The sequence below is a fragment of the Haloferax marisrubri genome, from assembly GCF_001469875.2.
Classification (GTDB): Archaea; Halobacteriota; Halobacteria; order Halobacteriales; family Haloferacaceae; genus Haloferax; species Haloferax marisrubri.
In genome coordinates this window covers 93990-105594 of sequence record NZ_LOPW02000006.1, presented here as the reverse complement: position 1 = coordinate 105594, position 11605 = coordinate 93990, and the positions used below count along the sequence as shown (strand labels likewise).

General features: G+C 68.6%; 9 protein-coding genes. 3 read left to right on the top strand and 6 right to left on the bottom strand.

The features are described 5' to 3' along the window. The first annotated feature begins 96 nt into the window (after nt 1-96). Nucleotides 97-1041: an NAD-dependent epimerase/dehydratase family protein gene (locus AUR65_RS06445; RefSeq protein WP_084816379.1), complete on the top strand. Its 945-nt coding sequence runs from the start codon at nt 97-99 to the stop codon at nt 1039-1041. Nucleotides 1042-1119: 78 nt separating this feature from the next. On the opposite strand, the gene AUR65_RS06440 is transcribed toward AUR65_RS06445, so the two are convergent. From AUR65_RS06440 to AUR65_RS06430, 3 genes are all read right to left on the bottom strand, one after another. Beyond that, complete coding sequence (locus AUR65_RS06440) at nt 1120-1491, bottom strand: cupin domain-containing protein (RefSeq protein ID WP_058566059.1); 372 nt, start codon at nt 1489-1491, stop codon at nt 1120-1122. Nucleotides 1492-1556: 65 nt separating this feature from the next. Next, nucleotides 1557-2147 (bottom strand): HD domain-containing protein, encoded by a 591-nt coding sequence (locus AUR65_RS06435; protein WP_058566058.1) that lies wholly within the window; start codon nt 2145-2147, stop codon nt 1557-1559. Between the two features lie 3 nt (nt 2148-2150). Beyond that, nucleotides 2151-2876 carry an EthD domain-containing protein gene (locus AUR65_RS06430; RefSeq protein ID WP_058566057.1) on the bottom strand — a complete coding sequence of 242 codons (726 nt, stop codon included), beginning with the start codon at nt 2874-2876 and terminating at the stop codon, nt 2151-2153. A gap of 117 nt (nt 2877-2993) precedes the next feature. Between AUR65_RS06430 and AUR65_RS06425 the strand changes: the two genes are divergently transcribed. Continuing rightward, the gene (locus AUR65_RS06425; protein WP_058566111.1) at nt 2994-4244 is read left to right on the top strand and encodes a M24 family metallopeptidase; all 1251 of its coding nucleotides are present in this window, start codon (nt 2994-2996) and stop codon (nt 4242-4244) included. Nucleotides 4245-4428: 184 nt separating this feature from the next. Next, nucleotides 4429-5283 (top strand): MBL fold metallo-hydrolase, encoded by an 855-nt coding sequence (locus tag AUR65_RS06420; RefSeq protein WP_058566056.1) that lies wholly within the window; start codon nt 4429-4431, stop codon nt 5281-5283. Between the two features lie 105 nt (nt 5284-5388). Here AUR65_RS06420 and AUR65_RS06415 read toward each other — a convergent pair whose 3' ends face one another. The 3 genes from AUR65_RS06415 to AUR65_RS06405 form a co-directional block, all read right to left on the bottom strand. Next, nucleotides 5389-6996, bottom strand: coding sequence for a hydantoinase B/oxoprolinase family protein (locus AUR65_RS06415; protein WP_058566055.1), 1608 nt, complete (start codon nt 6994-6996; stop codon nt 5389-5391). Continuing rightward, the gene (locus tag AUR65_RS06410; RefSeq protein WP_058566054.1) at nt 6993-9008 is read right to left on the bottom strand and encodes a hydantoinase/oxoprolinase family protein; all 2016 of its coding nucleotides are present in this window, start codon (nt 9006-9008) and stop codon (nt 6993-6995) included. The genes AUR65_RS06415 and AUR65_RS06410 overlap by 4 nt, the downstream gene beginning before the upstream one ends. Nucleotides 9009-9251: 243 nt before the next feature. Then, complete coding sequence (locus AUR65_RS06405; RefSeq protein ID WP_058566053.1) at nt 9252-11465, bottom strand: PAS domain S-box protein; 2214 nt, start codon at nt 11463-11465, stop codon at nt 9252-9254. Between the last annotated feature and the right edge of the window lie 140 nt (nt 11466-11605).

Below are 11605 nucleotides of genomic sequence, written 5' to 3'. Positions count from 1 at the left end.
AGCGCCCGGCGCGGCTCTCCGCCGCTCGCCCCGACGCCGGGAAACGCTTTTCTCGCGCGCAGGTGGAGCTATGGTAGCATGTCATCATCGACCGTGATTGTTACGGGCGGGACCGGCTTCATCGGCTCGTACGTCGCGGCGGACCTCGTCGCGGCCGGCCACGACGTGGTCGCCTACGACCGCTCGACCGACCCGCGAATCCTCGACAAGTTGGGCGTCACCGACGACGTGACGATACGCCGCGGCGACGTGACCGACCCGACGGACGTGTTCCGGGCGGTGCGAGAGACCGGCACGACCCGCGTCGTCCACCTCGCAGCGCTCCTGACGACGACGGCGCGAGAGCATCCGCGGGCCGCGCTCGACGTGAACGTGCGGGGGACGAACAACGTCTTCGAGGTCGCGCGGGCCCTCCCCGAGCAGGTCGAGCGGGTCGCGTGGGCGTCGTCGGCGGCGGTGTACGCCCCGCCCGCGAACTACGGCGGCGACTTCGTGACCGAGTCGGACCTCGTCTACCCGGATACGCTCTACGGCGCGACCAAGGAGTACAACGAGCATCAGGCGCGAGTGTACCACGAGGATTTCGGCGTCTCGCACGTCGCGCTCCGGCCGACGGTCGCCTACGGCCCGTACCGCGAGACCGGCGGGTCGGCGTTCCTCGCCGACATCGTCGAAAAGCCCGCGCTCGGCGAGCCGTTCAGCGTCGACTACGGCGACCAGATTATCGACTGGCAACACGTCCGCGACATCGCACAGGCGTTCCGCAAGGCCGCGTTCGCGCCCGAGGAATCACTCACCCAGCGCGTCTACAACGTCCGCGGGGAGTTGGCGACGGTTCGCGAGGCCGCGGAGACCGTGACGCGACTCCTCCCGGACGCCGACCTCACCGTCTCCGACGAGGGCGAACTCCCGTGGACCCAAGAACTCGATATGACGAAGGCGCAGGCCGACCTCGGGTACGACCCGGAGTACGACCTCGAAACGGGGTTCCGCGACTACATCAACGTGCTTCGGAACGAACACGGGTTGGAGCCGGTCTGAGCCGGGCGACTGGCGCGCTACGGAGTCCGCTCAGCCGTCACGCTCGCCGCAGAGTCGGCCAGCGGCCAACAGCCGGCCTCACTCCACGACGACGCCGTCGTCCTTCGTACTCGGCGCGCCCACGACGAACACCTCGCCGTCTTCGACACAGCGCAGTTGCCGCACCTCGTCGGCCGAGACGACGACGAAGTCGCCCGGTTCGAGGGCGAGCGCGTCGGTCTCCTCGCCGTCGTCGTCGGCGAAGGCGAGTTCGAACGCGCCGGAGAGGACGTGGTACAGTTCCTCCTGTTCGCGCTGGTAGTGCATCGGCCCCGTCCCGCCCGCCTCGAACACCCAGACCGACGGGCGCATCTTTTGCGGGCGAAGCTCGTAGCCCACCGCCTTGACTCGGGCGTCGGCGTTCTCCACGTCGTGCAGTTCGAGGTCGGCGAGGTTGACGCGCTCGTGCATCGGCGCGAGCTACGAACGGCGAGATAATAGCTGTGGTGACAAGTGTCGTGGGAACTTCTGTCGCGCTACTGGGTCTGCGAGTACCGTTCGACCCACTCCTGTAGGCTGATACCCATCGCGGCCTGCGTGATGGCGTTCGAGGACGCCGAGTTCGCGCTCTTGACGAGTTCGGATTCGAGCGTCCGGGTCGGAATCTCGCCGATGAAGTGCGGGATGGCCCGCTGGACCGCGAGCGGGCAGCCGACCTCGTGGGCGAGGGCGTAGCCCGAAAGCGAGTGCGGAATCTCCTGTGTCGCGTACTCGGGGTCGGGGTCGTCGAGCGCGTCGTCGTCCACGAAGTCGACGTACTCGTAGCACTTGCCCACGTCGTGGAGGAGACAGGCCGCGCGGACCACGTCGAAATCCGGGTCGGCCCCGTGGAAGTCCCGCTGTTCCTCGGCCGCGCGGACGGCGATGCGCGTCACGCCCCGGACGTGCTCGACGTTCGACACCTCGTGGATGTTCCACGCGTAGGGGATGTCCTCGATATCGCGCCAGCCGCCGCGGTCGAGACCGAGACACCACGCCTCAATGACTCGCTCGCGGAGGTCGTCGTTCCCGATGTCGGCGAGTTCGGGGAAGGCGGCTTCGACCTGCGCGCGGTAGTCGTGCGCCATCGCTCAGCGGTCCCCCGTCACGTCCTTCTGGACCGTCTCGCGCCCGACGAACCGCGGACGGTCGCCGATGGAGAGGAAGTTATCCACGTCTTCGCGGGGCGCGTTCGCCTTCGGATGGTCGGGGTCGTAGTCGCGCGAGGACTCGTGGCCGAGGCCCGCCCGGAGCGCGTCGAGGCTCTCGAAGTAGAGTTCGGCGACGCCGTCGAACTCGGACGCCTCGGGGTCGGTCGGGACGACGCGGGCGTACCGGACCACGCCGGGAATCTCGCGGGCCAAGGGGACGTGCGTGTTCGCCCAGTGGTCGAGGAACTCGTCGTGGCTCATCCCGTCTTTGCGAACGAGAAACGCCGAGTGCTTGTAGAGACCCGTCGTGTCGCCGCCGGTCTCGTCTTTCTCGACGACCTCCTCGCCGACGAACCGGGGGCGTCGCTCGATGTCGAGGAAGTTGTCCACGTCGGCCCGGGCCTCCTTCGCCTTCCCCTTCGCCGGGTCGTAGTCGCGCGAGCCCTCGCTCCCGAGCGCGTCGTGGAGGGCGTCGAGGTCGTCGAAGTAGAGTTCCGCGAGGCCGTCGAACTCGGACGCCTCGGGGTCGGCGGGGACGACCGTCTGATAGCGGACGACGCCCTCGATGTCGCGGGCGATGGGCGTGTGCGTCTCCCGCCAGTACGTGACGAACTCGTCGTGGCTCATCCCCGCCTTGCGGACAAGCAGGGCTACGTGCTTGTACATGCGTACACCGGTTTGTCGTCGTATAAAATAATAAATCATGAGCATGTGAGAAATCTACAACAAATTAATGTGATAGTCACGAGTGGAGAGCGTATGCCCTTCCACGAGCGGGAGTTCATGAGCGGGACCCGCGGGACGATGGCCGTCGATTGGGAACAGCGCATCGACGTGAGGCGACTGCGCGAGGAGCGGAACGAGCGCGCGCTCGCTCGGATGCGGGAGGCGGGCCTCGGGAGCATGCTCCTCATCGACGACCCGAACATCCGGTACGTGACCGGGCTGGCGATGACCGGCGGGTCGGGCGCGGACCACTACTCGCTGCTTCTGGAAGACGGCACCGTCGTCCACTGGGACACCGCCGACCACGCGAGCAACCAGCGGTACAACTGCCCGTGGCTGACCGACGTTCGCTACGCCTGTCCCGGACTGGGGAACGTCCCGCGGGCCTCGGGCCGCGACTCGGCCCGCTCGTTCCTTCTCGACAAGATGGCCCAGACCGTCGTCGACGCCCTCGACGAGTACGGTCTCACGAACGAGGCGATGGGCATCGACACCCGCCACGCGGGCCTGCTCGACGCCTTCGAATCGAAGGGTATCGACGCCCGACCGTCCGAGTGCGCGGCGGTGATGGAGGACGCCCGAAAGACCAAGACCGAAGACGAAATCGAGTGTCTGCGGCAGGTCGCGGCCATCTGCGAGGCGGGCTTTCAGGCTATCTGCGAGGGCGCGAAGCCGGGCGCGCGGGAGTCGGAGGTGTGGGGCGACGCCGTCCGCGAACTCTGGCGGCACGGCGCGACGGTACAGGGCGGCTATCTCACGTCGGGGCCGAACACGTGGCCGAAGCATCAGGCGAACACCACGGACCGGCTGATTCGCCCCGGCGACATCGTCTACGCCGACTTCTACAACGTCGGCTACCTCGGCTACCGGTCGTGTTACTACCGGACGTTCTCGATGGGCGACCCGACCGAGGAACAGCGCGACGCCTACAAGACGGCCCGCGACAACCTCTACGCCGTCCTCGACGAAATCGAACCGGGGAAGACCACCGACGAAATCGCGGCGGCGTTCCCGGACATGGCGGGCGAACACGCCGACTGGTACGGCGCGGACGACCACTGGCAGTTGACGACCAACCACTGGGCCCACGGCCTCGGCCTCCAACTGTACGAGGTGCCGCTCATCTGGCGCGGCCTCTCGCCGGACCACCCCATCGAAATCGAGGAAGGGATGACGATGGCCGTCGAGACCCAAGAGCCGGCGGGGAGACAGGGCGTCCGCGTCGAGGAGATGGTCGTCGTCCGCGACGACGGCGTCGAACTGCTCAGCCAGTGGCCCGTCGAGGAGATAACGGTCATCGACTACTGAACGCGGTGGCGAATTTCGAACAGTTCACAAATTGTAAAAATTGTACAATTTGTTTCTACTGCGGGTCTCTCGCCCGCGAACGGGAGGCGACATTCCGTTACGCCGGAAACTTTTACACGCCCCGTGCGGACCGCTGGCACATGTACTGTCACGGTGAACCCGGCAACGCGGCGCGGAGTGGACGATGACGATTACGAGCGACTGGGGCGAGTGGTGGGCGCGCGACGAACTCAACGGCGTCGCCGTCGAGGAGGGCGTCTCGCTGTGGTATCTCGGCGTCGCCGGGTGGGCGATACGGACGCCGGAGACGGCCGTCTACATCGACCCCTACTTCAGTACCGAGCGGGACCGCGAGTACGTCGCGCGGATGTCGCCGGTGCCGATGGAGCCGCAGTGGGCCGACGCCTGCGACGCGGTGTTCTGCACCCACGACCACCGCGACCACTTCTGGCCGCCCTCGTTCGGGCCGCTCCTCGACCACGGCGGCGCTGTCCACGCACCCGTCGAGTGCTTCGAGAACTTCGACGTGAGCGCAATCGACGAGGAGAAGCGGACGGCCGTCGAACCGGGAGACAGCTACGAGGTCGGCGACCTCACCGTCCACGTCCGAGGCGGGTACGACCCGGACGCCGACGGCACGGTGTCGTACGTTATCGAACACGAGACGGGCACCGTCTTCCACGGCGGCGACAACCGACCCTGCGAGGCGTTCCACGAGATAGGAGCGGAGTTCGACATCGACCTCGGGATGCTCTCCTACGGGACCGACGCCCGCGTCGTCCAAGACGGCGAGGTCATCACGCGCAAACTCTACAACGACGCGGACGAGATGATCGAGGCCGCGAACGCGCTCGGTATCGACCGCCTGATTCCCGAACACTGGCGGCGCTGGCGGTCGATTCACGCGGACCCCGGCGCACTCGCCAAGGCGGCGACGACGTTCGAGTACCCGCACGTAATCGAGGAGGTCGAGGTCGGCGACCGCTTCAAACTCGGCCGACCGGGCGTCGTCCCACCGGCGCGCCTCGGCGGCGAGTAAGTCGCCGGCCAGTTCGGCCAGTTCGACCAGTTCGACCAGTTCGGCCAGTCCGGCCAGCCCGACCAGTCATTCCGTTCTTCCGCGTCTCACCGCCGCGACCCGAGGCTACTCCGTCTTGCCGTCCTCGCGGTCACGACGGGTCGCGTCGTCGTCGCGGTCGTCGGGGTCGCCGTAACCGCCGCCGCCCGGCGTCCGAACCGTGACGGTCGTGCCGGCGGGCACGTCGCGGGTCGTCTTCGACGGGACTTCCTCGCCGTCGACGAGGTTCTGTCCCGTCGCCCCGTCTTCGCCGCCCGAAATACCCCGAGGCGCGACCCGCCGGCGCTCGGTGAGAAGCGAGACGGTCGCGTCGGCCTCGACCGTGACCGACCGGACGATGCCGAGGCCGCCGCGGAACTCGCCGCGGCCGCCGCTTCCCTCGCGGAGACCGTACGCCTCGACGAAAAGCGGGTACTCGGCTTCCAGCGCCTCGACCGGCGTGTTGAGCGTGTTGGTCATCCCGACCTGCACGCCGTCCATGCCGTCGCCGCCCGTGCGGCCGCCGAACCCGCCGCCGATGGTCTCGTAGTAGGTGAAGCCGTCCGAACCGCCGGCGCGACTGCCGATAGTCAGGTTGTTCATCGTCCCCTGTCCCTGCGCGGGAACGCGCTCGGGGGCCGCGTCGGCGAGCGCCGCGAAGACCACGTCGGTCACGCGCTGACTCGTCTCGACGTTGCCGCCGACGACCGCCGCGGGGGCGTCGGGGTTGAGGAGCGACCCCTCAGGGACCTCAACCGAGATGGGGTCGTAACAGCCCTGATTCGGCGGGATTTCGGGGTCGGTGACGCATCGAACGACGAAGTACACCGCGCTCTTGGCGACCGCGAGCGGCGCGTTGACGTTGCCGGCGACCTGGTCGGCCGTGCCGTCGAAGTCGAACTCGACGGTGTCGCCGCTGACCGTCGCGGTCACCTCGATTGGGATGTCCTCGTCGGTCACGCCGTCGCCTTCGAGCACGTCGCTGGCGCGGTACTCGCCGTCGGGCAGGTCGCGCAGTTCCGCGGTGACGCGGTTCCGGGAGTAGTCCATCACGGCGTCGAACGCGGCGAGCACGCGGGACCGGCCGTGTTCCGCGACGAGGTCGGCCAGTCGCTCCTCGGCGCGCTCGTTCGCCGCGATTTGCGCGCGGATGTCGGCGCGGCGCTCGCCGGGGTTGCGGACGTTGGCGAGGAGGAGCGACAGCACGTCGTCGTTGGTCTCGCCGCCGGCGACGAGTCTGACCGGCGGGAGTCGGAGCCCCTCCTGGTAGATTTCGCGCGCGCCGGCGGGCATACTGCCGGGCGTCATCCCGCCCACGTCGGCGTGGTGCGCCCGCGAGACGGCGTAGCCGAGCACCTCGCCGTCGACCGAAAGCGGCGACACCATCGTCACGTCGGGGAGGTGCGTCCCGCCCTCGAAGGGGTCGTTGAGGACGAACACGTCGCCCGGTTCCGGGTCGTAGTCGAGGACCGTGTCAACGGCCTCGGGCATCGCGCCGAGGTGGACCGGGATGTGTTCGGCCTGCGCGACGAGGCGGCCGTCGGCGTCGAACAGCGCCGTCGAGCAGTCGCGGCGCTCCTTGATATTCGGCGAGTACGACGAGGTGATGAGCACCTGCCCCATCTCCTCGGCGACGCTCTCGAACTGGTTGCGCATGATTTCGAGCGTCACGGGGTCGACCTCGCGGTCGCTCATTCGCCGTCACCCCCGCTGGTGAGGACGAGCGTTCCGTCGGCCCCGACCGTCCCGCCCCACGCCGGCGGCACGACGACGGTGCTCTCGTGCTGTTCGAGGATGGCCGGCCCCTCGACGGTCGTCCCCGCGCCGAGGCCGTCGCGGTCGTAAACGGGCGTCTCGCGGAACGCGCCGTCGAAGAAGGCCTCGCGGGTGTCCTTTCGGGCGTCGCCGCCGCCGCGGTAGGTCACGTCGAGCGGGTCGCGTTCGACCGCGGCGGTCGCCCGGACGTTGACGAGTTCGACCGGGTCGTCGAGGCGGTAGCCGTAGGCGCTCTCGTGGGCCTCGTGGAACCGCGCTTCGACCGCCTCGGCGTCGAACGTCTCGCCGACGGGGACGGTCAGTTCGAAGCTCTGTCCGACGTACCGGAGGTCGGCGGCGCGCTGGACCGCCGCGTCGGCGGGGTCGGCTACGTCTTCGAGCGTGTCGGCTTCGAGATCGGCGTAAGCGGCGTCGACTGCCGCGGCGTCGAGGCCGGAAAGCGGGCGGCGGAGCGTCCGCACCGAGTCGTGTTTCTGGTCGGCCGCGAGCAGGCCGTACGCCGAGAGGACACCGCAGGCCCGCGGAACAATCACGGTCTCGATATCGAGGCTCTCAGCGAGCGCGGCGGCGTGCATCGGCCCGGCACCGCCGAAGGCGACGAGGCCGAACTGCCGCGGGTCGTGGCCGCGCTCGACCGTCACGGCGCGAATCGCCCGCGTCATGTTGGCGTTGGCGACGCGGTAGACGCCCCGAGCGGCCGCGAGCGCGTCGTCCAGACCGGCCTCGTCGGCGAGTCCCGCGAGCGCGTCGCGGGCGGCGTCCACGTCGAGAGAGAGTTCGCCGCCGAGGGCGGAACTGCCGCCGATGTAGCCGAGGACGACGTTCGCGTCCGTCACGGTCGGTTCGGTGCCGCCGCGGCCGTAGCAGGCCGGGCCGGGGTTCGCGCCCGACGAGCGCGGGCCGACTCGGAGCGCGTTGCCCGAGTCGACCCACGCGATGGAGCCGCCGCCCGCGCCGACGGTGTTCACGTCCACCATCGGCGTCTTGATGGGCCGGCCGTTGATTTCGGCGTCGGTGGTCCGCTCGACCTCGCCGTCGCGGACGAGGCTCACGTCGCTGGAGGTGCCGCCCATGTCGAAGGTGACGAGGCCGGCGAGGCCGTCGCCGGAATCGGTCGCGGTCTCCGCCGCGCCGACGACGCCCGCGGCCGGCCCGGACATCGTGGTCGTCACGGCGTGCTCGCGCACGGTCGCGGCCGGGGCGATGCCGCCGTTGGCCTGCATGATTTTCGGGACCGGGACGCCGAGGTCCGCGGCCCGCGATTCGAGGCGGCCGAGGTAGCTGTCGATGGCCGGCGTCACGTAGGCGTCGACCGCGGTGGTCGAGGTTCGCTCGAACTCGCGGAACTCGGCGAGCACCTCGTGGGAGGCGGAGACGGGCGCGTCGAGTTCCTCGCGGAGCACGTCGGCGACGACGCGCTCGTTTTCGGGGTGCTGGTAGGCGTGCAGGAGCGAGACGGCGACGCTCTCCGCGCCGGAGTCACGGATGTCGTCGGCGAGCGCGCGGACCTCGCGCTCGTCGACTTCGGTCTGAATGCCCTCGACGGTCGCCCGCTCCGTCACCTCGAACCGGCGGCGGCGCGGGACGAGCGGGGCGGGCTTGTCGGCGGTCACGTCGTAGAGGTCGGGACGGGCCTGTCGGCCGATTTCGAGCACGTCGCGGAAGCCCTCGGTAGTGACGAGCGCGGTCTTCGCGCCGTCGTCTTCGAGGAGGGCGTTGACCGAGACGGTCATCGCGTGGGTGAACGCGTCGACCTCGGCCGGGTCGATGCCGGCGTCGTCGCAGGCCTTCTCGATGCCGCGGACGACGCCGACGCTCTGGTCGTCCGTGCTCGGGACTTTCGCGGTGACGAGGCGGCCCTCGGGAGTCAACAGCGCCACGTCGGTGAAGGTGCCGCCGACGTCGACGCCGATTCGCGTCTCGGAATCCATCAGAACACCTCCATATCGGTCACGACCGTATAGAGCGTTCGGAGGCCGAGCCAGACGGCGATGAGCGCCTCGCGGGCGTCCTCGTCAAGCGACACCGTGATGCGATTCGTGACCATGAGTGTCTAACTCTCGGAGGGGTTCTTAAGGATGTGCGGACGACCGCCACGAGCCACGAGCGCGTGACGAACCGGGCGCAGTCGCCCGAAAAGTGTGGAAATTGTAGAAATTGTAGACGGGGCTGTGTCAGTCGTCGCTCCGCTGTCGCTGCGCGGACGGTCTCGCGGCCGTCGCCGACTCGGTGAAGACGAACCGAGCGCCGCCGGTCGAACCGCGCTCCGCGGTCGGCGTCCAGTCGTGGGCGGCCGCGATTCGCTTGACGATAGCGAGGCCGAGGCCGCCGCCGCGGCGCTCGCTCACGCCGGTCTCGAAGCACTCCGCGGGCGAGCGGTCGTCCGGAAAGCCGTCGCCGTCGTCCTCGACGTAGAAGCCGTCATGAGTCCGACCGACAGTCACCGTCACCTCGGAGCCACCGTGGTCGACGGCGTTCTCGAACAGGTTTTCGAGGAGCTGTCGGAGCCTGCTCTCGTCGGCCGCGACGGTCGACGACGCGCCGCCGTCCGTCCGGTCGAACCGCAGTTCGGCGTCGGCGGTCGGGACGGTCTCCCACGCCCGCTCGGCCGCGCGCCGGAAGTCGAGCGGCTCCGTCTCGACGACAGTCTCGCCCTGCGTGGCGAGCATCGTCAGGTCCGAGAGCAGTTCCTCGACGCGGTCCAGACTCTGACCGAGCTTTCGGAGGTCCTCGGGGTCCGCGTCGTCGGGCGACTCGGCGACGATATCGAAGTAGCCCCGGGCGGTCGTGAGCGGCGTCCGGAGGTCGTGGGAGACGACGCGCGTGAACTCGCTGAGACGCTCGTTCTGCCGTTCGAGCAGGCGCTGGCGGGCGTTGCGTTCGGTCACCTCGCGCTGGAAGCCGATGTAGTTCGTGACGGTCCCGTCGTCGTCGCGGACCGGCGTTATCTCGCATTGGTTCCAAAACGGCGTCCCGTCGCGGCGGTAGTTGAGGAGTTCGATACTGCACGGCACCTCGTCGGCGATGGCTTCGCGGAACCGCTCGCAGTCCTCCTCGTCGGTGTCCGGTCCCCGCAGGACGCGGTGGTTCTCGCCGAGAATCTCGTCGGCGTCGTAGCCGGTGAGTTCCTCGAAGGCGGCGTTCGCGTAGACGATTGAATAGTCGTCCTCGTCCGGGCCCGTGATGGTGATGCCGACCGAGGCCTCGTCGATGGCGCGGCGCATCAGCGACAGTTCGGCCTCCTGCGCCAGTCGCTCGGAGATGTCCCGGAGGATGCCCGTCGTGCCGACGACCTCGCAACCGTCGTCGTGCAGGAGCGCGAGGTGACACTCCATGGGCACGCGGTCGCGGCCGTCGCCGTCCGACGCGAGGAGCGTCGTCTCGAAGGTGAGCCGGTCTGTCTCCGCGCCGTCGCCGAGCGACGCCCGGAGCGACTCGTAGGTCTCGTAGTCCGCGTCGGGGAGGTACGACGAGAAGTGCGAGCCGAGGACGCGGTCGCGGTCGTGGCCGACGAGGTCGGCGAAGGCGTCGTTGACGTACTCGATGCGGTCGTCGGCGTCGAGGGAGTAGACCGGGTCGCCCGCGGCGCGGATGATGTGCTCGTCGCGCGCGAGTTCGTCCCGGCGGGCCTGCTCGCCGGTGATGTCCCGGAGGATACCGACCGAGCCGCGGAACTCCTCGCCCTCGTAAGGCAGATAGCCCATGTGGTCGCGGCACGGCACCGCCTCGCCGTCGGCGGTCCGTATCTCGATTTCGAACTGGGTCGTGTCCGGGCCGCTCGACGAGAGAATCCCCCCGAGCTCGCCGGCCGCCTTCCGCACGTCTCCGTCGTCCTTCACGAGTTCCGGGCCGCTCCCGAGAATCTCCTCGACGGCGTAGCCCGAGAGGTCCGCGAAGGCGTCGTTCACGTAGGTGAACTGCCCGCGCTCGTCGACGACGTAGACGGGGTAGCCGAGAGCTTCGAGGACGGTCTCGTAGCGCTCCGCGCGACGGGTCGCCCGGTGCTCCGAGACGCTGTTTTCGATGCGGTTGACGAGCAGTTCGTACTGCTCGGACGAGGGCTGTTTCTGCAGGTAGTCGGTGACGCCCGCGGAGATGGCGTCGCTCGCGACTTCCTCGCTCCCCTTGCCGGTAAAGAGGATGAAAGGGAGCGAGCCGTGTTCCTCGCGGACCGCTTCGAGGAGTTCGACGCCGGTCATCGCCGGCATATCGTAGTCGCTGACCACGCAGTCAATCTCGGAATCACGAACGATATCGAGCGCGGCCTCGGGGTCCGAGCAGGTCGTCACCTCGAACGAAGAGAGCTTTCGAAGGTACGTCTCGCCGAGGTCCAAGAGCGCCGTATCGTCGTCAACGTAGACGATATGAGGAGATTCCGAGGTCGTCATCAGTAGTTACCAAATAGTAACTCTCGCGCCGGCACATAAGTTCGACCTCTATAGTTAGGGCCGGTGAAAACACGGGTCGATTTCGAATCTAATAACGGAGAACCGCGATTCGACGGAGGCGACCGAGTTCTGACGGGCGG